The following is a 19,776-nucleotide window of genomic DNA, read 5'->3' as shown; positions in this document are numbered from 1 at the left end:
TGCCAGACTAGAGCAACGGACGCCCAGATGGAATCAATTCTGTTTCCGTGATGGCGTAGGCGAACCACGCGGTGGCGAGCCCGATGTCGTGCGATCGGGCGATGCTGCCTGACAAAGTGGGCGTCCGCCAGCCGGAACCTGAAGAGCCGGATGAATTTGCGGCAAATCCTTCGGGTTTCGGCGCGGATGTAGTCCCGCTACGCCCTTCTCCGAATTCCTTGACCCTGCAGCAAATTCCCACCGGCACAATGATCCCATCTGAAAAGTCCGTTGCTCTATGACAGCAGTTCCTTGAAGATACCGTTCCCTGCCAAAAGTGTCTCGTGTGTTCCGTCTTCCACCAGTTGACCCGAGTCGAAGACGACAACGCGATCGAACATCATCGCCATTGCCGGATTCGTCACGACCCACACAATTGCCGGCGAATTGCCGTCGCGCCTGGCTTCATCGAGCACGTTTCGCAGCACCTTATCCTGCATGCGCTGGTCGAGCGCCGACAGCGGCCGGTTGAGAATGAGAAAATCGGGACGCTTGAGCAGGGCCCGGGCAACATCGAGCTTCTGTCGCTGTCCACCGGTCAGCCGCCTGCCACCGGAGCCGACGTTGAAGTCCAGGCCGACATCCAGAAGTTCGGCATAAAGCCCCAGTTCGTCAAGAATGTCATAGACGATGGAGCGTATGCGGTCCGGCGCATCGGGATGGTTGTTGCCCACACGCCCGAACAGGACATTGTCCATGACGGTGGCCGCGGCGATGTATTTGGCAGGATCATACCGTTCGATTGCATTTTGCAGCTCGGGCGGCAGGTTTTCATAGAACCGGTTTCGTGCAGCGACGATCTTGCTCATCAGCTCGTCGCTCAGCAGGCCGAAGCGGTGCCGGGGCTCGATATAGGCAAAGCTCAAGGTGACGATCATGGCGCGGTCGTTCTCCGAAACCGCCTCGTGGGGACGGTTCTTGAGCCGTTGCAGCAAGGTTTCGTAGGCGGGTATCTCCTCGGCGCTCATGAAGGCGAGTTGCTGGAAGAACTGGTGATCGGGCGGCAGGTCGGCAAACAGCTCGATCGCCTGTTTGGCGATCTCCATGCCCATTTCGTAGAGCGTGCGGTCGAGGCCGGCTTGTTTCAGCACAGAAGCAAAATAGGGATTGGCCGCCAGAGCCCTGTCGGCCAGTTCGGGGCCGGCGGCGGCGCCGAAGAGCAGGTTTTGGCCGATCGTTGCTTCCTTGTTGTAGGCGCCCGGTTCGAAAGGAACCACCAGTCCGCTCAACCCTTCGTGTTCCAGCCGGGTTCGCAGCGCCGCACGCAGTTCGACGATCCGCCTGGCAAGCTCCGTGTGACGCGTGAGGTCGGCCGAAGAGCGCAAGCCAAGGTCCAGAATATCGCGCGACAGAACAACCGCGTCGAGCACCCGGCGCACGGCTTCAAAGAGGTCGTGCGGACCGGCAGCGCCGGCGGAAGCGTAGTCGACCCAGTCGCTGCGGATATCAAGCTCCGGATTGCCCGATCGGCGCGCTTCGTGCACGTTCCAGCGGCGCTGGTCTGCCGCAGCACCGTCATAAGTCACCGATGTCAGCGGCGCATGCTTCAACCCGTAAAGCAGGTTATCGCGAAGGCTTGCCTGGAACAGGAAAACATCCGACGAGGCATATGACATGCGCCGGCCGGTCACTGCTTCAGGGAGTTCAAGCAGGTCGTCGGCGCCCGAAGTGACCCTTCCGCTGTCCGGCCAGTTCAGCCGCGCGAAGGCTTCTGCAAGCGCCTCCGCTCCACCTGTTGCGGTACTGACCAGCGCCACCGTCTCACCCGGCTTGACCTGGAGGGAGATACGGTCGAGGAGCATGGCGCCGCCATCGTCTGCTATGGACAGACTGATCGCCGACAGCGGGTTGGTCATCGGATCGGGATTGTCGATCGTCAATGCCCCGATTCTCGGCGCAATGAGATCGTCTACGGTGAACTGTTCAACGACCTGCTGATATTTGACCTGGACATCCTGCCGCGCCTGATCCCAGTCGATCAGTTCCTTCATCGGTCCGGGCAAGTCCTTGTAGGCGCTGATCACGGCCACGAGCTGGCCGACGTCCAGCCGCCCCTGGATGACCAGATACCCGCCGATCATGTAGAACAGAAAGGGCGTGAGCTGCGCGAGAAAATTGTTGAGGAACTTCACCATGAATTTCCATTGGTAAAGATCGAAACGTATCTTGAAGATGAGCCCGAGCCGGGCAGCTATGTCGGCGCGCTCATAGTTTGATGTATCGTGGACGTGAACCGTGCCGATGCCGTCGACGATTTCGCCAACCCGGCCCGAAAGCGCGCGCGCCGTCAACTGCCGCTCGCGGCCGAGCACGATCAGTCGCCGCCGCATTCGCGGGATGAGCACGATCTGGATCACCACGATCACGACCGCTATCATTCCGAGCCAGACGTTCTGGACCATGATGAACAGCATGGCCGTCAGCGCCTGGCCGCCGAGCAGTACCGGCTGCAGGAATGCATCGCCGATGAAGCCGCCCATCGGCTCCACCTCGTCCTTCACCATAGTCGCCACTTCGGCGGATTTCACCCGCTTGAAGTAAACCGGCGGAAACCGCAGCACACGATCGACCAGATCGAAGCGGATACGCCGCAGCATGCGTTCGCCGAGGCGGCCCTTGTAGGTGTTGATGTAGAGTTTGAACAGGCCGTTGATGATGACTAGCAAGAGGAACACAACGCTCAGGGCAAACAGCGTCTCCTTGCGATCGAGCTGAAAACCGGAGAAGACCTGGACCTCCCCAATGAACGGCAGGTTATAGTGTAGCCTCATAAATGGCCGGGTCGCGCCCGGTTGCTCGAAGCCGCTACCTTGGATCGGGCCGTTGACGATCAGCTTCGGCAGGTCGAAGGACATGAAATACGGGATCATCGAAAGCACGACGATCATCAATATCCAGAGCTGCTGCTTCTTGGTGTGCGTCCAGATATAGCGGGCTAGGCTGGGTTCCATATGCGACTGTGGACCCTTCAGTTGGAACGATGCAGGATGTAAAAGCACCCGCTGGCGAATGGCATATCGGCGATTTCTTCGTCGGCAGCGACAAGCTCGAAGCCAAGCGGTTCGCGGCTCCCATAGGGTTTTGACAGCACGAGGCCGCAGCTGCGCGGCTGGTGCTGGCGGATGAACGCCGTCGGTCCGGACAGATGCACCAGACTGTCTCCGGCACCGGCCAATGGCGAAGCGGCTTGCAGCATAATCACGTCCGCCAATCGAACAGCGTTGCAGGAACCAAGATTGCGTTGTGTCGCCCGAAATCCCAACATACAAGACGAATATGATGGATGTCACGCAACCACGCAATGCCGGCACGGACTGGCACGAGCAAACCTTGGACCTTACGCGGGGGATTGCTGCCTATGTCAACTGCCCTCTCGTGGCAGGGCTGGCGCGCGTCATCAGCAAGCATCCGAAGGCCGATATCGCCAACGCCTTCAACCACAAGCAGGTCGCCTGCAAGATGTGGGCGCTCGACAGGCTGTTCGAAAGCTGCGGCGGCCGGTTCGGGCGCATATGGGTTCTGGGTGGATGGTACGGTGTATTGCCGGCAATGCTTTTCAACGACGCCCGCTTCGACATCGCGGCCGTCGATAGCATCGACATCGATCCCGAAGTCGCGCCGGTCGCCCGGACCCTCAACCGGGAAGCCGGCGACCGGTTCCAGGCTCTGACGGCAGATATGTACGCACTCGACTATGCGGCCGGGCAGCCCGACGTGGTTGTCAACACGAGTTGCGAACACATAGCCGATCTGCGCGCCTGGCTTGCTCTGCTTCCGCGGGGCATGAATGTACTGCTGCAATCGAACGATTATTTCAGCGAGCCGACGCACATCAACTGCGTGGCTTCACTTGCAGCCTTCGAAGCAATGGCGGCGCTAAGGGAGGTGCGGTTCTCCGGCGAACTGCCGACAAAAAATTATACGCGCTTCATGCTGATTGGAACTGTTTAATGCATTTCGCCCAAAAGTGCGTGGCGGTTTTGGGACAACGACATGGATAAACAAGGACGTGCGGCGCGTCGCACGAATCTCGCGACGCGTGTTAGGATCTATCGTCTGTATGATCATGAACTTTTCCGAAATCCGGCCCCACTTTTAGGGACCATGTTCGATACCGCTCGCGCAGGATTTGCGCCGAGCGACGCGCGCCTTCCAGATCGAGACGGTGCGCGGATGGCGTCGGTCCCACAAGCGCCTGTTCGATCGCTTGCGCCAAGCCTTCGGGCGTTAGGTCCTTTTCCATCAGCACCGTTGCAAGACCGAGTTCTTCGAGCATCAAGGCGCGGACCGTCTGTTCGGTTTCCCCGCCGGCTGCAAATGGAACGAGCAGGGAGCGACAACCGGCGCGCAGGACATCGCAGACCGTGTTGTAACCCGCCTGCGAGACCGACAGGCGGGCGCCGGTCAGCAGGCTGGCGAAATCCTCGCGGAACCGGAAGATGGATAAACCCGGCGTGGCATCGCGTGCGATCGCGTCAAATTCGTCTTTCGGCAGGTTTGGGCCGGTGATCAAGCACCATTTCCAACCGTTGTTGGCATTCCGCGCCGCTGCGATGGTGGAGTTGACAAGGCTCTTTCCGGCAGCCCCGCCGCCAACCGACACCAGAACGTCGAAGCGCTCGGAGGTCGCAGGCGATGGCGGCGCGGCAACGAGCCCCGTGTAGGTGACCTCGGCCGTGATCGCCCCGGCCAGTGGAAATGTCTTGTCGATGGTTGCGAAAGCCGGATCGCCGTGGACCATAACAAGGTCGAAATGCCGGTTGACGAGTTCGACCGTTTCCTCGTTTCGGCCCGGCTTGACCCGCTCCTGAAGGATATCCCGGACGGACGTCGCCAGCAGCGGTCTGGGCGACGTCGAGTCGATGGCCTCGATCAGCGGCAAGAGTTCGAAACGCATCTGCCGGCGTCCAAATGGAAACGCCTCGACAATGACGATATCAGGCCTGCAATCCCGGAATGCCTGCAGCAGCATCTCTGAACGCCATTTCTTGAAATCATCGTCGATGGGTTTGCCCTGCAGGTCGACAAGTCCGGAAAATCCGTCATCACCGGAGGTGACAGGTGGCAGGGCTACAGATTTTACACCCGGTCCCGGAAACCCCGCGATCGGCGCTCCGCCGGTCACGACGGTTACGTCAAATCCGTCATCAACCAGAGCCGCCGCAATGCGGCTGGCGCGCGCGAGATGGCCGATACCGAGCAAGTGCTGGACATAGAAGAAGGCGCGCAGCCGCTTCATTCGGCGGCCCGCCACTCCCGCTCGAACAGTTCCTTGAGCTGTCCAATGCTTGCCATATGATCGAAATTGCCGCGCACGCGCCGCTCTGCGGCGTCGCCGAGGCTGGCACGCAACACGGGATCACGGATCAGGCGCTCCAGCGCCTGTGCGAGCGCAACTGGGTTTTCCGTGGGAACCAGCAGACCTGTTTCATCCGGCGATAAAAGCTCCGGCACGCCGGAAATAGCGGTCGACACGCAGGCAAGCCGCTGGCTAGCCGCCTCCACCAGAACATTCGGAAGACCGTCCCGGTCGCCATTTGCGGTGATCCTGCAGGCTAGGGCGAAGATGTCGGCGCAGCGATAGTGCTCAAGCACCTCCTCCTGTGCAAGCGCGCCTTTCCAAGAGACGCGACCATCCAGTCCGAGCTTTTGCGCCAGCGCCTTGAGCCGTTCCAGTTCCTCGCCGCCGCCGATATGCTCGAAACGCCACGCCAAATCACCTGGCAAGAGGGCAAGGGCCTCCAGCAAGGTATCGTAACCTTTCTTTTCAACGGCGCGCCCGACACTCAGAACGATAACCGGTTCGTTCGGTGCCGAGCCGTCATGCTGTTTTCGCGCCTCGCCGAAACTGCCGAAGCGATCAAGGTCGAGCCCATGATAGCTCAGATGCACAGACGAGTTGCCGTTAGCGAGTGTTTTCAGACGGTCGAAACCGGTTTTCGTGCAAGTGACCGTCCAGCGCGCCGAGGCGAGCTTGCCAGCCAGATCCCAGTCCGCCGAAGTCCAGATGTCCTTGGCATGGGCCGAGCAGCTCCAGGGCAGGCCACGAAGCTGGCTGGCATAGCGCGTCACCGATGCCGGCGTGTGCGCGAAATGTGCATGCAGCCAGCCCGCGTCTTCCGGCCATTCGGCCGCCAGCACGAGCGCTTGCCCGAAGCGACGCACGCGATTGCGCGTAAAGTCGCGGGGAATATCGGCCGCCAGCGATCTGAGCGCGCGCCAGAAGCCCGGCCGCAGCAGATAAGCGAACAGCGAGCGAACCACGCGCAGCGGCTCTTTATGCAGATATTCCGGCAGATAATGGACGGGCGCTTTGATCTCGTCATGCACGGGGTGGCGTTTCGCGTCGGTCGGCCGCCTGAGCGCGAAGAGTATCAGATCGAACCCCGCACGCTCCAGACCGAGCAGTTCCTGCGCGATGAAGGTTTCCGACAGCCGCGGATAGCCCTTCAGAACCACGACTATCTTGCGCTGTTGCAACTCAGTTCATGCCTTCAATGACCGAAAGGTGATGGCCGGCCCGCCGGTCGAGCAGTTCCGCGACAATTTCGGAAATATGAGGCAGCCCTTCCATCGTCAGATGCGGATTGCTCTGCGATGGGCGGGGCCGGTCCGGCAGCACCTTCAATGCATCGGCAAACCGCTGGGAATCTTCGGCTTCTTCCGGTAAAAGCATCTCGATGAGGCCGAGTTCGGCTGCGCGCCGTGCTCGGATCAGTTGTTCCTCGCGGGGCTTGACGCGCGGCACGATCAGCGCCGGCTTGTCGAAAGACAGTATCTCGCAATAGGTGTTGTAACCGCCCATCGCCACGACCGCCTTGGCGCCGGCAATCAGCTCTTCCATGCGGTTGTCGAACTCGATGATCTTGACATAGGGGATCTTGGCCCCCTTCTTGAGCAGCTTGTTGCGTTTGCGCGCCGGCATGTAAGGCCCAAGCACGATTAGCGCCCTATGCTGCAATTGCGGATCCTGCTGATAGGCATCGATGACGTCGTGGATCAGTTCGGCGCCGTCACCGCCGCCACCGGTGGTAACGAGGATATAGTCGCCCTCGGGCCGGTGGCCAGGCAACTCGTTCTTCTGCAGGCTCCGTTGCAGGAAACCGACAAACTTCATCTTCGCCCTGACAGCCGGCGGCACATCCAGGCCGGTCAACGGATCGTAGAAATCCGGCGGACCATAGGCCCAGACCTTGTCGTAGAACAGGCCTATCTTGCGCATCACATCCCTGCGTGCCCACTCTGCTTCGAGCAGATGCGGCGCGTCCATCACTTCGCGCAGACCAAGCACGAGCGTGGTGCCCCGCGTCTTGAGGTAGGACAGCGTGTCCTCGATCTCACCGCGCAAGCCGAGCGGTTCCTTGTCGACGATGAAGATATCCGGCCGGAAGGTCTCGGCTGTGTGGCGGATGATCGACTGGCGCATCCTTAGCGTCTCATGCAGATCGATATCCTTTTCCAGCGAGGTGTATTCGCCGTTGCGCAACTTGATGACGCTGGGGATCTTCACGAAGTCGACACGGGCGCGATAGTCGAAGGCGCCAGCGATAGTCGCACCCGAAATGATAAGCACTTGAAGTCCGCGGAAATCCTCGACCAGCGAATGCGCGATCGTCCGGCAGCGTTGCAAGTGGCCGAGCCCGAACGTGTCGTGGCTGTACATGAGAATTCGAGCGTTTTGTGCGTGCTGGGTCATTGTTGAACGTCTTCTAGAATTCTCGCCTTGAGGGCCGTGGGCAAAAACCATCCTCGCGGGTCTACCGACCTGTTTTGAAACATGAGGGCGCAATTTTCAATTTGTATTACACAAGCGCGTCGATATGCTCAGACAACAAGCTCACGGATACACTTCTCTCGGGTCAGGGCAAGTGGGATTCCGTCCCGTCCATACCTGCCTAGATAGACCGTCTCACGGCGTCCGTTGAGCCCGTAATCGAGCCGAAACGAGATCGCGCCACTGGGCATGACGCGAACATACATGCCGTAACGGTCCGCATTTTTGAAGATTTTCTCTTTTGGTTTCATTGCCTTAAGTGCGGAGTCCGTCAACATGCCTACTACCTTCTGAAAAGTAGCCCGTCAGTACAATTCCGAGGCGCCTTGGCAGGAAATATCTTCTACTTTCAACGCCTTAAGGCAAAAAATACCATCATGGGCCTCGTTGTTCGTGACTTGCCCCCGAGTACCGTTGCCGCTCCAACCTAGGGCATTTTTTTCGTTGCAGGGTCCAATTGGTGAGCCCGGACGAACGTCGTCTTTGCAACAAAAACAATCAGTGGATCTTCAAACTTTCGGACGCCTGCCCTGGTGGTGAAATGGCCGAAATCTGAGATTCAGTCTGAAGAGTCGAGTGTCAGCTTTTGGCCAGAAGCTGCCGTTGGCAAATGTCAGGTCCCGCCCCAATGGCGACTTCTCGCGCCTGCTCCACCTTGGTCATCTTGCCTTCGAGAAGACGATCGTCGACTACCGTCAGACCGGATCCTCGAGCTTGCCTCGCGACAGCATACTAAAAAACCAGCGCGATGCGAATGGATTGCCGTCGAAAGCGTCTGCCGGCACAGCAGAGATGCTTATGCTCCTGCTCGTCTAGCCGCCCATCCAAGGCATTTCGATCGCCCCGAGCGATACAACGATCCCGAGGGCCACTAGCGCAACGCCCAAACTACCTTCGAAGCGGCGGCCACGGGGCAGCAGCTTCTCGACGAAGACGGCCAGCGTCAAAAGCAGCATCCAGGCGACGCTCATGACGCCGGCCGCGACCAGCACGGCGAACAGCGCCCAGCAGCAGCCGAAGCAATACAGCCCGTGGCGCAGCCCCATCTTGACCGCGCCAACCCACCCGTCCCGCCAGTGCTGCGCAACGAAAGCGAGCGGCGAACGACAATGGCTGAGGCAAATGTGCTTGAGGGTCGTGAATTGGTAGAGTCCGGCGACACCGAGCGTGACACCGAGCGCGAGCGGCGCCCATTTCGAACGCTGAGGCGGATCGAGGCTCGTCGCAAACTCGCTGCCGAACTGGACCAGGATATACACAACAAGGCCCGCCATCGCCCAGACGAGCATGTAGCCCGCGACGAAGATCCATGTCGGGACGGCCACCTGCTGTCCGCGCCTAGCCTGCGCCGCCGCGAACATAAAGATCATGGGCGCTGCAGCAGGCAGCATCATAGCCGCCATCATCACAGTCCATACAGCGAGAAAGGTGGCGACGCCGGCGAGTGACCAGCCGTCGGCCGCAATTCCGGCCATCGCCATGCCGGACATGCCTTCCATACCCTCCATCCCGCCGCGCACCGCAATGCCCATGGGCATATCCATGCTGAAGGTCTGGTAGAAGGTGAGCGCCCACGCCGCTGCTGTCAGAACGACGAGCGATGCGAGAAGGCCGAGCGGCGTGCCACGCAGATTCCGGGTGAACCGCCGCGATTTCCTGAGGAACGCGTCAGCCATTGTCATGCCCTAGTTCGGGCCGGTCCAGTCGAACGGAATATGCTTGCTCGAGCGGGCCGTGCCAGTCCAGTCGAGCCCGAAGCCTTTGGTGCTCACCTCGACGGAACGCCCCCAGGTGACAACCTGGCCCGGGCCGACCTCCGAGCCGGGCGGGTTGATCGTCTGCACCCGTTTGCCGGGTGGTGTGGTGGGACCGGAAAGCGCTTCCGCGCGCCCAACGACGAGGCCAGGAATATCGACCCGCCAGGTGGCCAGGTCGCCCGCCACCTCGAAGGTGATCGGAACGAACTCCATGCCACGCATCTCGCCGACATTGGCGGCAAAGCCCGCCGGCCAGCCGCCGGCGTGGCCGCCGAAGATCACCTGCAGGGCTTCGCGCTGCGGCTCATTCGCCTTCTCGTCGAGATACATGCCCATCACGGCCCTTGCCTCGCCGGCCCATAGATTGCCTTCGAACTCGCCGAGCGCCACCAGCGTCAGGCCGTCGAGCTTCACGTCGCCATACTGACCCTCGCGCACATGCCAGGCGAGCACGCCCTGGCAGTGATTGCCGGTTGGCGGCTGGGCGAACTCGCAAGGGCAAGGGATGTCGCAGCTGCAGATGTCGAACCAGTCGCCTGCGATCCGCCATTGAGGCACTGCATTCATGGCCCTTCCTCACCAAAATTTAGGAGCCATTTATACGTCTAAGGCTGAGCGCACTCCAGTAGTTCGTGCGTCGCTCGCTGATCTTGATGGACGGGTCCCACATTGGTGGTCGAGCAGTGCACACCAAGCCTGCAGGGGCCACTTCAGGTCCAGGTATCGACGACGACCGTTCCGGAGACAGGATCGGTGACGCCGCTTGTCCGGAGAGGAATCGTTCCGCGAGTCATATGGCAGGCTACGCCTGCCAACCGGACTTTGCCTGCTTGGGCTTCGACAGAACACACATTACGGGCGTCGAAGACCCAGCATCAGGGTCGTCAACGTTGCGCTTGCGCATGCCACCGCTAAGAGCGCGACCACGCCACCGGAGTTGGACTTTTTCTCTGCACGAAATGGAACGAGGCGTTGGGCAGGGGAAGCACTATGAACCAGTGCATTCAGATCGGACCTGCTGCCATTTCGAACGGAATAGGCGCGGGTGAATTCGGCGCCGAGAAGGAAGATCTCCGATGAGTAGTACACCCACAGGAGTATGACGAGCAGTCCACCGGCGGCCCCATATGACGACGCGATCGCACTGGTGCCGATATACCAGCCGATAAGTGATTTTCCCAGGGTGAACAGTGCAGCGGTCGCCACAGCACCGATCCCTACGTCGCGCCATTCGAGGGTTCGATCTGGCAAAACTTTGTAGATTGCCGCGAACATAACAGAGATCAGGACAAACGAGACGACCACGTTGATCATGCCGAGGACGATTGTGCCAAACGGCAGGTGAGCGTTGATGATGTTTCCCAGTGCCGCGATCGCCGCGCTCGCAACGAGAGACACGAGCAACATGAAACCCAGCGCAGCGACCAGACCCAGACTTGCTGCACGGGCCTGGACTAGACGCGACAACGAACTCCCCCGAGGCTCGACCTTCCAAATCGAATTCAGCGATTGCTGCATTTCGCCAAAGACGCCCGATGCGGCCACCAACAACGCCACTATTCCGATGACCGCGGCCCAGGTTCCGGACAACTTGCTCGAGGCGCTCTCCAGCGCGGTCTGAAGAAGATCTGCGCTTTCTGGCCCCATCAGCCCCGAGATTTGCGCAGACAAAGCCAATTGGGCTGCATCGTGACCGAAGACGAGGCCTGCAATAGCGACCACAATTAGCAGGATTGGGGCTAGCGACGTGGTGGCGTAAAAAGCCATTGCCGCGCCATGGCTAAGAGCATTGTCGTTGACGAACCCGACTACGCTTTCTCTCACCAAGTCCCATACATTTGTGATCGAGGGTCGCATTTTGAGTCCGTAGGCAGATGGCGTCCATCAGCAATGCGCCAGAACTTTGGATGTTCCGATTTTGCCGCGCCCGCGGGTTCAGGAATATTGTAGAGAAACGTCTTCCGTGGGTCTGAGGCTCGAAGGGCTGAGCACTCACCCGATTTCGAACCTGAGCGCTCGGCATTGACGGTGGAACCAGCGGGCGCAACACCGGCGCGTGGTTTGCCACACGCCGCCCACCATCAATCAGTGAGTGGGCGGATCGCCGGTACCCTCAGAGCGACCGAAATGATCGCTAACCGCCGCCATTATCGCCAGGAACGCGGCAGTGTATCTCGCGAAACCGAACGCCTGGGCCGCCACAAGCTTTGCGCCATGCAAATGCTGACTGACAAATTCGGAGGCCACTTCCTGGACTTCGCCCGACGCTTTGCCAAACAGCTGACGTTCTGTTGGGGTTGGATCAAACGACCGGCCAATCACATGGCCAATCAACAGCCCTCCAACTGATCCGGCGAGCACTTTGGTCCGAGCCGCGTTGGTGACAGCCTGACGCGGGGGTTGCACCCTCGGATTGGTCGCACTGGGGCCCTTCCCTCCCACATGTGTTTCGCTCGCCCAAGGGAATCCATTGGGGTTCGTTGGCACTGTGCGGCCGTCCGCACTTCTTCTGCCGGCATCAAATAGCGCCACCGCGCCAAGTGCTACCACAGCAGCTGTGCCGCCGTTTTCCTTGATGGCATCTGAGACGCCACCCACGACCCCGGCAACCTTGTCCTTGCCATACCGCGTGGTCACGTCGACCAAATACCCGGGCTGCAGGCGGCGGCTTATTTCACTGACAGGCCCGAACAGGGCCTGACGTTCGAACCTGCTCTGAGCCATTATCTCGCGGAGATCATCGTTGCGTGGTGCCATAGCGTATCCCCTGCTTCAATGCAGCTAGATCGCTGCGCACCTGGTTTACGGTCTGGATGGGAGTGATAGTCCATCCGACCAGCGCCCGCTTCGCCAGGTAAAGGGAAAGCAAGCCTCCGCCAAACAAGACCACGCCAACAATCAGGCAGGCCAATATGGCGCTGATGCCAAGATAGATCATCACCAGGATCAGGAATTGGACCATTGCGAACGATGCCAGAACAAACAGGGCAACGGCCGCCATCCCGCATGTGCCGGACGAGACGATTGTCGAAGTCTTGCTCTTCATTTCCGCCTTAAGCATGCGCACATCCAAGCGCATCAACGAGGCGAATTTTTCGAGCGCCTCGTTGACGATGCTGCCGAAGGGCCGGCGATCGATACCATCATCCATCTAAGCAAGCCTCTCTCAGGAACGATCCGAGCTGCGCATGATGCGAGTGAGCATCACGCCGGCGAGGATCCCGACCCCAAAGAACGCCGCTGGTTGGCGCTGCCCGAATTTCGTAACGGAGTCGAGCAGTTCACCGACGTTGCGATCTCTGACGTCGGTGGAGATCCGTTCCACACCTTCGGCCGCACTGCGCACCATGCTCGCCACCTGAGGCGATTGTTTTTCGATCCCGTCAGCGGCCTCCTTGACGGAGTGCGCGATGTTGGCAATCGCATCGGCGCCGGCGGTCTTGTTCGTCTCGACCGCTTCCTTGAACGCACCCGTAGCATCGGCAGCAACTGAGCCGGCATAATCCTTGGCATCGGTCGATACCGAGGCCGCAGCGCTTTTGAAGTGAGTCGCGGTCTCGGCCGCGCTTGTCTTCAATTTGCCGAGCGCTTCCTTGCTTTTGCCGGCACGCGTGGCGGCGGCCGGCCATTCATTCTCGTTGGTTGGCACCGATCCGGTGAAGTCGTTTGTGTCTGACGTGTTCACGATATTTCACTCCTGTTGTTTCGAGTTGAACTTCGCCATTCGCGTACGGTTCCTGCCTTCGCAGAATATTCCTGTTTGTGCCTGCCCTCCTGGGAAGCCGGCACCTAGACAGCGTCGCCCCTGCCCGTTCGAAGGCCTCGCCCCTTCGCAGTCAGGGAGGCGCACTGGCCGGTCTATTCTTGAGCTGCAGCCCGTCGATCTCATCCGGGATTCAGCAATCGGCGGCCGAGTAATGGTTGCGGCGATGTTGCGGCGAACGGCGTCAGAGGCGGGCCAAACGTTTTTGCACTAATCGTCCGCGTCTGGCGGAACTGACATGCTCAACGGTCGTTTGTCCCCTTTCGCCAACCGAAAGGAACGCCTATGCCAACCGCCGCCGAACTCAAAACCAAATTCTGGGCATCCTTGAAGTCCGATATGACGATGATGATCGGACTCGATAACTCCAAGGTCATTCCTCGTCCGATGACGGCACAGACACAGACTGAGGGAAGTGGTCCGATCTGGTTCTTTACGGCGAACGATACCGAGCTCGTTCAGGGTCTGACTGGTGGCGGCAAAGCGACCGCGACCTTCACATCGAAGGGTCACGATCTGTTCGCCACAGTGCAGGGGACTCTGAGGCTGGACAACGACCGCGCGACGATCGATCGGCTTTGGAATCGCTTTGTGGCCGCATGGTTTGAGGGCGGTAAAGAGGATCCTAGGTTGGCCCTGCTGCGGTTCGATCCGCACGAGGCAGAGATTTGGCTGGACGGGTCGAGCGTAATGGCAGGGATCAAGATGTTGCTCGGGTTCGATCCCAAAGACGAGTACAAGGACAACGTTGCCAAAGTCGAGCTTTGACTCTGACGACCGCGCTGTGGGCGCCTAGCCCGATCGTTGCGGGGCGCGTTGACATTGACCTGACACCGCAGGCGCCGAGGCTCGCTTTGCGGCCTAAAGCTGGGACTCGATGGGAAGGTGGCGGACCAAAGCGGCAAGGATACGGCGAAAAAAACCTGCTTCGGGTTCGTGAGTATAATGTTGGAATCTGCCTTCGTCGCACCCGTGCCAGTGGAGCGCATTGTTTTTCAGTTCGAGCCGATAGCTCGCTTCCGGTGATATCTCTGCGTGAAACCGATGCCGCAGTTGAGCGACCAATTTCTCGTCCTCAAAAAGCACTCCCATTTCCGAGTTCAAAGACACAGACCGCGGGTCGAAATTGAAGGAGCCGACGAAACCCGTCTTGTCGTCGACGCTGAAAGCCTTTGTGTGCAGACTGGCGCCCTTGGAACCAAATACCGAGATCGCCGGCTGCCGGCTGAAGGGCTGAAGCTCAAAAAGTTTGACGCCATTCCGCAGCAATCGCTTGCGATAGTTTGCATAGGCCCCGTGAACCGCAGCGACATCCGTGGCTGCCAGGGAATTGGTCAGAACCGAGACCTCCACCCCGTTGCTGACAAGGTCGGACAAGATCGCACAACCCCTTTTGCCTGGAATGAAATAGGGAGACGCAATTTCCAGACAATTGCGCGCCGACTGAATGATGGGAAGCAACTCCTTCAACAGCCAACTGCGCCGTCTCCAACCGCGCACCTTCTCCGGCGGGTCGGAAATTACGCGAACACGTTCCACCCAATGGACGTCGTTGCTGGCCGCGATAAACTCCGCGATGGTCCCATGGTAACCGATCCCGTCTAAAAGCTTTGACTCGGTCTCAGCATCGCTTCCTTCAAATAAATGGGCATGCGTAGTCGCAGCGGCTGGACCGAGCGCGCCAATTTCTTTTGCGTCCTGGCACGCCCAGAAGGTCTCAAAAATCTGGGCGGTTTGCTGCACGGCGGGACCGAGGAGCAGCACGTCGAGGTCGCGGAAGTTGGTTTCTGCTGCATCAAAATAGGCATCGCCGACGTTGCGCCCGCCGACGATGGCGATGTTGTCGTCGGCGATCCACGCCTTGTTGTGCATCCTGCGGGTCAATGCAAAAAGCCGAAGGAGAACTTCCATAGTGCGCACAATGCCGCGTGCTCTGACGCCGCTCGGGTTAAACAACTTCAGCTCGATATTTGGATGGCTGCTCAGCTCCAGATATGCAGAATCGCTTTTGCGCGGATTGACATCGTCAAGCAGCATCCGCACGCGCACGCCCCGCTCAGCGGCCCGGAAAACTTCCTGCAAAAGCAAGCGGCCGGTGTGGTCGTCATGCCAGAGGTAGTACATCAGATCGAGAGTGCGAACTGCGCTTCTCGCCGCAAGAACGCGCGCGGCGAAGGCATCACAATTGTCTGAAATGAGCAGCAGGCCGTTCTTACCCGCTTTGATATTGTCCTGCGTTGTTCGGGCGATGCAGACGTCCATGAATTGGCTACCTTTTGACGGTGAAGCCGCCCCTGCTCAAATCATAGCAAGAACCTTTCAGGGGTAATCTGGTTGCATGACAGGCTGTCTAATTCCTGGAGGTCCGACGCGTGACGTTGCTGGCGGCGATCAAACGCACTTCTGTGCTTGGCCCGGCGTCTCTAACCCCAAGAGTCTACCTGCGTTTTCCCAGGATCTGCCCGCCGCTCCATTCACGGCAGCGGCGGGCCGTCCCTAGGGATAGCGGGACTTGCTGGGGTGTTGGTTTGCCCCTGCTGACTTTAGAACCATTAGCTGTCTCTAAAGTTCCATTGTATCGCCTGCCGGGTATGTAGCGTTCCTCAACACCTTGTCGCTGAACATGAAACTGCCCGCCTCGGTTTGTTTTGCCCCACCCCGAGACGGGCTGTGGAAGCTGTAGAGGCAACTTCCGCACCTTGGCCACGGGGAGTAAACCAAGGCACAGTCAGAACTTCACCGCAATAAGAATGTTCCGGGCATATATTAGCAATCTCTGACAGCCAAGCCCGCCGCTTCAGAGCGCTATCCGTGGCGTGGAAGATCAATATCGGGACAAGGTGGCGATCCTTGCCATTGTGGGTAAGCGCATCGAGGGTTGTGCCACCCTGCCCATCCCGACAGCCAGTTCCCCTATTCGTTCGTCGATCCGAAAACGAAGCCGGGTGACAGAATTGTTCCCATGGCCGCCGCCAAGCGACATATCAAGACAGCTTGAGAGAACCGTCTCCATGTCGACCGTCTCCACCTGCTGTGCGAAGCGTTGGTGATAGACCGTCAGCAGTGCATCATGCGTTGCGTCGGACGAGCTGCACAATGCATCGGTGACGAGAACCACCCGATACCCGAAATCGATCGCCGCGAGAACCGTGGCCAGAACACACACGTCGGTTTCGCCGCCGGTGATGATCAGCGTGTCGACCTCGTTTTCCATCAGAAAGGCTCTGAGGCGACCTTCGAGCCAAGGCGAGTAGATATGCTTGTCGATTGTCGCGGCCGGCGGACAGTAGCCGGCGAGTGTCGGCAACAGTTCGACCATTTCGGGACCGATGTTTTCGATCGTCATGGAGGCCCAGCGCTCATAATAGCGTTTCCATGTTCCCATGCCTTGCCCCGCCTTGCGGGCAGGAAGGAAGCGCGTGAAAATCGTCTGCGGCGCGCGCTTTTCGACAAGCCGCTCTATCTGGGGAAGGACGACGCTGATCCAGGGCGTCGCCCATTGTGATGGCTCGGCAAACAGCCGCTGCATGTCCACACAGATATGCATGCATCGATTGCCCAGCGGACCATACTCCAGACCGTGCATGGAAATCGGTTCCTCCCGACCGGGCTTGGTGCGCCGTTTCGGATGGAACTTCAGCACCCGAAGAATGTTCCGCGCCAATGGAGATGCCAGCCGCCTGCACATGGAACGGAGTCTAGTTCACCGGCTTATTAGCTAGTTAGAACATAACGAGATACTGAAGGAAGGGTGCGAAGCGCCCATGAAAAAGGATGATAGGCCTGCCCGCATTTCGGTAGTGGATTTTGGCGGTCAGTGGATCGTCCAAATCATTGAGCACGGAAAACTCATCAAGCGTGAATTCGAGCTCGAACAAGATGCTAAGGATTTTGCAGCTGGCCAGCGGCTACGCTTACTCGATCCGCCTCAAACATTAGGGGCCCCGTCTAGAACTCGCCGGCGCAAACTCTAACATTGGAATCGTTCGCTCTCGCCGTTGCGGGAGGCCAGCGAGTGCTGCACCTTCAGTTCGAAAAGGTTGTGCGGCTGTAAGCGCCCACTGTACGAAATTAGCCAATCTTTGCCAGCCGGGAACGTCACTGAACGAGCGCGTCATTTTGGTTCAGTGACCGAAACTTTCGCCCAACCTCGTCCGGTCGACTGTGAGGTCCGCTGCTTTGCAATGATGGCGGGCCTGAGCGTTCGCGTTATGGGCCAGCATTTCAATCGCATCTGTCTTAGCACTCACGATATGGCTATTTGCCAACGCACTCACGATATGGCTATTTGCCAACGCGTGTTCGATCAGGTTTGCGCAGACGAACACCTCGACCCTTAAGCCGAGAAGCTCAAATAATCGCGTCGATGGTTGTGGGGATTTTTCGAAACGCTCATACCAATGAACGGCAACTGCTTGAGGCCGTCAGGTCTCGTTGTCCTTCAAAGATTGCAGAAAGGGTCCGCTAGCTTTCTTTCCTGAAATCTTGCAGCGAGGCGTGCCGAAGCTTTGGCTCGCGGCCGTCAAGCCGCCCAGTTGTATGGGGCTTCGTTCGAGCCATCTAGCGATATGTGCGGGGGAGGCTTGCTTTTGTTACCGGAAGCGACTTGGTTTTGGCGGCAGCCAAGCTTTTCTCTCTTGCCCTCTCTCGTTCCAACAAGCTGATGTACTCCGTATCAAAGGCCTCACTGTTCTTCCGCTCCTTTCTCCGGAGATAGAAATACGGCAGCGCAAATGCCAAAATCATGCTTATGCAGATCGCACCTGCCATGTGACTGCCGCCGCCAAGCCAACAACAAACAGCAACCACGCTGCCGGCTATCGCCGCCTCCGTCGCACTTGCCCAGAAAGGATTAAATCTGGGCGGCGGCGCAACCGAGTCTGCCCGTCGCCTGGCCTCGAAGCTAATGCGTGCAGCATCCAATCTGACAATTCCCGATATCGACGCTGAAATGGCCGGTGCGATCGGATGCTTGGGTGAAGCTCGCCGCACCGGCCACTCGGCGGGAAAAACCCCCGCGCTGATAAGCCTATATATTATATTAGCAATCATGCAATTAAGACTGAAGTCCTTGGTTGCCGGCCCTAAAGCGCGCTTTCGCGGTATGCGGACTTCGCGCGGAAAGCGACCTGCCTTGTCTGACGCCGGTCGGCGCTCCACCTTTTGCTGCTTCCATCGTTCATAAGGATAAGTGCCCCTTATATTAGCAGAAGCATATATATATTCGCCAGCCGGCGCCGCTCTCAACCCGCCCCGCCGGTCAGGCCCAGCGCTTAGTTGCCGGTCACCCCTGGCAATGATGCTGCTGGGCCGCCCCGCCCCGCGCGTCCTGGTGCTTTGTCGCCGAGCCGGAATCGGGTGGAAATACTCAAGAGCGCCGTTGCTGGGTTCGATTCCTTTTCAGCCTGACCGGTAGGGATCGAGCTTTGTCACCAGCCGCACTGTGGTGTTGTTGCGTTGAACTCGTCGACTCCGGGATCACCGCCCGAAACAGAAGGGCGAAACGATAGACCCTTGGGGGAACGGGTCGGTAGAGCGCGCGCCTAAATGCGTCCGCAGTGCGCTGACCAAGTTCAAGCATGACGTTGTCGTATGTGTCGGAAACCCGGCAATTGGGGCAAGTTAAGAGGTCGGATCCTTGCGGATCACGGAGGCCGCTGAGGGGCACTTTGCATCGATTGCAGCCGATCTTAGGAGCACTTTCGACCATATAGAGGGGAATCCCGCTGTTCTAATGAAACAGAGCAATTACGGTGCCAAGCGCAATTGATCCGTTGCGGGACATCTAAACTCGCTAACGATGCCGCGTGGTGCGCCTAACGCTCGCGCCACGGATGGCGCATCTTGCGTGCCGCTGGCGGCACGAGCTATCGTTTTCTGGTTAGGAAGCGTGCTTCCCGCATAAGCGAAGGCCAATCGTATCCCAAAACGGCGATAAGATCGCGCGCTTGCTGTTCGGTGATATGCGCCTCTTTAATCAGGCGCCTGACCACGGGGTTGTCAGGCACACTGGGTGTTCTGTCCTGTTCGTCAGCCATAGGAGAAACTCCTTGACTGTCTAACTCCACCGTCCGGCGCTTGTTCCCTGAATTACCTTTGTTCGAAAGTCGCTTCCGGTCGCGGTCGCGGTACCTATGCAAACCTTCGCAGTCGGGGATGACAGTGAAAAACACCGGCCGGCGATCCCGGCCTGCGGCCTTGCAATACTGGCAAACGATGTGGAGTTTGCCATGCCTAATCCCGCTTCGTACGGACTTTGACGCGGCCAATGTGAGGGGCAGCGGGACGCGCACGGAGCCGGCTCGGATCGGCGGCGTGACGCTTCAGATTGTGCGGGACTGGGTATTGAAGTTCAACGCGAATGGCCCGCCGCAAGGCGCCGGCGCGCAGCTCGGGGTTAAGTAAACTGTCACGGAATACGTGGTTCACCGAAATGCGGGCCG

The 19,776-nt window shown here is 59.1% G+C and carries 18 protein-coding genes and 1 pseudogene; 3 read left to right on the top strand and 16 right to left on the bottom strand.

What is annotated here, in order from left to right:
• Positions 1 to 275: 275 nt before the first annotated feature.
• Both AC1D10_RS33715 and AC1D10_RS33710 read right to left on the bottom strand, forming a co-directional pair.
• A complete protein-coding gene (locus AC1D10_RS33715) occupies positions 276 to 2,990 on the bottom strand; it encodes an ABC transporter transmembrane domain-containing protein (RefSeq protein ID WP_477279375.1) in 2,715 nt (904 codons plus the stop codon).
• Positions 2,991 to 3,007: 17 nt separating this feature from the next.
• The gene (locus AC1D10_RS33710; RefSeq protein WP_477279373.1) at positions 3,008 to 3,235 is read right to left on the bottom strand and encodes a hypothetical protein; all 228 of its coding nucleotides are present in this window, start codon (positions 3,233 to 3,235) and stop codon (positions 3,008 to 3,010) included.
• A gap of 80 nt (positions 3,236 to 3,315) precedes the next feature.
• Here AC1D10_RS33710 and AC1D10_RS33705 point away from each other — a divergent pair, with 80 nt between their 5' ends.
• The gene (locus AC1D10_RS33705) at positions 3,316 to 3,990 is read left to right on the top strand and encodes a class I SAM-dependent methyltransferase (protein ID WP_477279371.1); all 675 of its coding nucleotides are present in this window, start codon (positions 3,316 to 3,318) and stop codon (positions 3,988 to 3,990) included.
• 91 nt (positions 3,991 to 4,081) lie between these two features.
• On the opposite strand, the gene AC1D10_RS33700 is transcribed toward AC1D10_RS33705, so the two are convergent.
• From AC1D10_RS33700 to AC1D10_RS33655, 10 genes are all read right to left on the bottom strand, one after another.
• A complete protein-coding gene (locus AC1D10_RS33700) occupies positions 4,082 to 5,278 on the bottom strand; it encodes a glycosyltransferase family protein (protein ID WP_477279369.1) in 1,197 nt (398 codons plus the stop codon).
• Entirely contained in the window at positions 5,275 to 6,519 is a 1,245-nt protein-coding gene (locus AC1D10_RS33695; protein ID WP_477279367.1) for a glycosyltransferase, read from the bottom strand. The genes AC1D10_RS33700 and AC1D10_RS33695 overlap by 4 nt, the downstream gene beginning before the upstream one ends.
• A gap of 1 nt (position 6,520) precedes the next feature.
• Positions 6,521 to 7,735: a glycosyltransferase family protein gene (locus AC1D10_RS33690; protein WP_477279365.1), complete on the bottom strand. Its 1,215-nt coding sequence runs from the start codon at positions 7,733 to 7,735 to the stop codon at positions 6,521 to 6,523.
• Between the two features lie 128 nt (positions 7,736 to 7,863).
• Positions 7,864 to 8,091 (bottom strand): Arm DNA-binding domain-containing protein, encoded by a 228-nt coding sequence (locus AC1D10_RS33685; protein WP_477279363.1) that lies wholly within the window; start codon positions 8,089 to 8,091, stop codon positions 7,864 to 7,866.
• A gap of 534 nt (positions 8,092 to 8,625) precedes the next feature.
• Positions 8,626 to 9,489 (bottom strand): DUF2182 domain-containing protein, encoded by an 864-nt coding sequence (locus AC1D10_RS33680; RefSeq protein WP_477279361.1) that lies wholly within the window; start codon positions 9,487 to 9,489, stop codon positions 8,626 to 8,628.
• A gap of 9 nt (positions 9,490 to 9,498) precedes the next feature.
• A complete protein-coding gene (locus tag AC1D10_RS33675; RefSeq protein ID WP_477279359.1) occupies positions 9,499 to 10,137 on the bottom strand; it encodes a DUF1326 domain-containing protein in 639 nt (212 codons plus the stop codon).
• A gap of 285 nt (positions 10,138 to 10,422) precedes the next feature.
• Positions 10,423 to 11,427, bottom strand: coding sequence for a YihY/virulence factor BrkB family protein (locus AC1D10_RS33670; protein WP_477279357.1), 1,005 nt, complete (start codon positions 11,425 to 11,427; stop codon positions 10,423 to 10,425).
• A gap of 228 nt (positions 11,428 to 11,655) precedes the next feature.
• Positions 11,656 to 12,327, bottom strand: coding sequence for a hypothetical protein (locus AC1D10_RS33665; protein ID WP_477279355.1), 672 nt, complete (start codon positions 12,325 to 12,327; stop codon positions 11,656 to 11,658).
• Positions 12,308 to 12,721: a phage holin family protein gene (locus AC1D10_RS33660; RefSeq protein WP_477279353.1), complete on the bottom strand. Its 414-nt coding sequence runs from the start codon at positions 12,719 to 12,721 to the stop codon at positions 12,308 to 12,310. Before AC1D10_RS33660 ends, AC1D10_RS33665 begins: the two co-directional genes overlap by 20 nt.
• 15 nt (positions 12,722 to 12,736) lie before the next feature.
• Positions 12,737 to 13,255 (bottom strand): hypothetical protein, encoded by a 519-nt coding sequence (locus tag AC1D10_RS33655; RefSeq protein WP_477279351.1) that lies wholly within the window; start codon positions 13,253 to 13,255, stop codon positions 12,737 to 12,739.
• Between the two features lie 363 nt (positions 13,256 to 13,618).
• Here AC1D10_RS33655 and AC1D10_RS33650 point away from each other — a divergent pair, with 363 nt between their 5' ends.
• Positions 13,619 to 14,101, top strand: a complete 483-nt coding sequence (locus AC1D10_RS33650; protein ID WP_477279349.1) for a pyridoxamine 5'-phosphate oxidase family protein — start codon at positions 13,619 to 13,621, stop codon at positions 14,099 to 14,101.
• Between the two features lie 93 nt (positions 14,102 to 14,194).
• Here the strand turns inward: AC1D10_RS33650 and AC1D10_RS33645 are convergent, their stop codons facing one another.
• Positions 14,195 to 15,595 (bottom strand): phospholipase D-like domain-containing protein, encoded by a 1,401-nt coding sequence (locus tag AC1D10_RS33645; protein WP_477279347.1) that lies wholly within the window; start codon positions 15,593 to 15,595, stop codon positions 14,195 to 14,197.
• 730 nt (positions 15,596 to 16,325) lie between these two features.
• Positions 16,326 to 16,925: pseudogene (locus tag AC1D10_RS33640) on the bottom strand (cysteine hydrolase family protein); the annotation flags it as partial.
• Positions 16,926 to 17,097: 172 nt separating this feature from the next.
• Here AC1D10_RS33640 and AC1D10_RS33635 point away from each other — a divergent pair.
• On the top strand, positions 17,098 to 17,307 hold the full coding sequence (locus AC1D10_RS33635) for a hypothetical protein (RefSeq protein WP_477279345.1): 210 nt from the start codon (positions 17,098 to 17,100) through the stop codon (positions 17,305 to 17,307).
• Between the two features lie 586 nt (positions 17,308 to 17,893).
• Here the strand turns inward: AC1D10_RS33635 and AC1D10_RS33630 are convergent.
• Together AC1D10_RS33630 and AC1D10_RS33625 are read right to left on the bottom strand one after the other, a co-directional pair.
• Positions 17,894 to 18,256 (bottom strand): hypothetical protein, encoded by a 363-nt coding sequence (locus AC1D10_RS33630; protein ID WP_477279343.1) that lies wholly within the window; start codon positions 18,254 to 18,256, stop codon positions 17,894 to 17,896.
• A 944-nt stretch (positions 18,257 to 19,200) separates the two neighbouring features.
• Positions 19,201 to 19,371, bottom strand: coding sequence for a hypothetical protein (locus tag AC1D10_RS33625; protein WP_477279341.1), 171 nt, complete (start codon positions 19,369 to 19,371; stop codon positions 19,201 to 19,203).
• Positions 19,372 to 19,776 lie beyond the last annotated feature (405 nt).

Source organism: Mesorhizobium sp. P2_A8 (genome assembly GCF_056404935.1).
Note: the sequence above shows the minus strand (reverse complement) of the source record. Positions and strands in the feature narration are given on the sequence as shown.